General features: G+C 28.6%; 1 protein-coding gene. It reads right to left on the bottom strand.

The features are described from left to right. Window positions 1–773: hypothetical protein (locus E0E02_RS09360; protein ID WP_206282032.1), on the bottom strand; the 773-nt coding region annotated here is incomplete at its 3' end. Window positions 774–782: the final 9 nt, after the last annotated feature.

Here is a 782-nt window from a genome sequence, read left to right as displayed (position 1 = left end):
ACATAATTCAATAAAAGAAATTCAACATTCTTTAAGATATCTATTGAAATACCGTCTAAATCGGCAATTCCTCCTAATAAAGCATTTATATAACTTTTATTTATATTATAATTAGGAGCAAGCTTTAAAAATAAATCAATATATTTACGTGGCTCTTGTGAAACAATTCTTCTAAAATCTCTCGCTAAATCTTCGGGTCTGGACTCAACAAACACTTTTCTTTTACTATCCCAATTACCTATTTTTCCTTTTTTATCACTGATTAAAATTTTCTTCCAAGATTTTAACGATATTCTTTTTCCTTGTAGTGGTGAGATTACACTACCGCTACACGTTTCAAAAAATGTATCAAGAAAATAATTTGAACGTTTTAAAACCTGTAACAAATCTTGAGCTTCTTTACTCATTCGATTTTTAGGTAAAACTGATAATAATCTAAACTGCAACTCACCCCAAAATGGCCAGAAAACTCTATTTCGATTCTTTGAATTTTCCTCAATTCTTCCCTTTAGCCTTATTACAGCATCAGGTGAGTTGTAATGAATAATATCACTTTCTAACTTAGAGTATACATTTTTCGAACAATAAATCGAGACTTTTTTGATTAATCGTTTTGCTAGCACTAATTTTCTTTCATAGCCCTCCGATCTTTCAAAAAGCGTTTTATTAAAATCACTCAATAAATATTTAACACATCTATCGGAATAATTACTAGGTAAATAATAAAGTGCATCTAGAACTACTTCATTATATAAAAAATCACCTTTTTCCATATATTCTTG

Source organism: Streptococcus sp. KCJ4932 (assembly GCF_004352745.1).
In the GTDB taxonomy this organism is placed as follows: domain Bacteria; phylum Bacillota; class Bacilli; order Lactobacillales; family Streptococcaceae; genus Streptococcus; species Streptococcus ruminicola.
The sequence above is the reverse complement of the archived record's forward strand: the minus strand, read 5'-3'. Positions and strand labels throughout refer to the sequence as shown.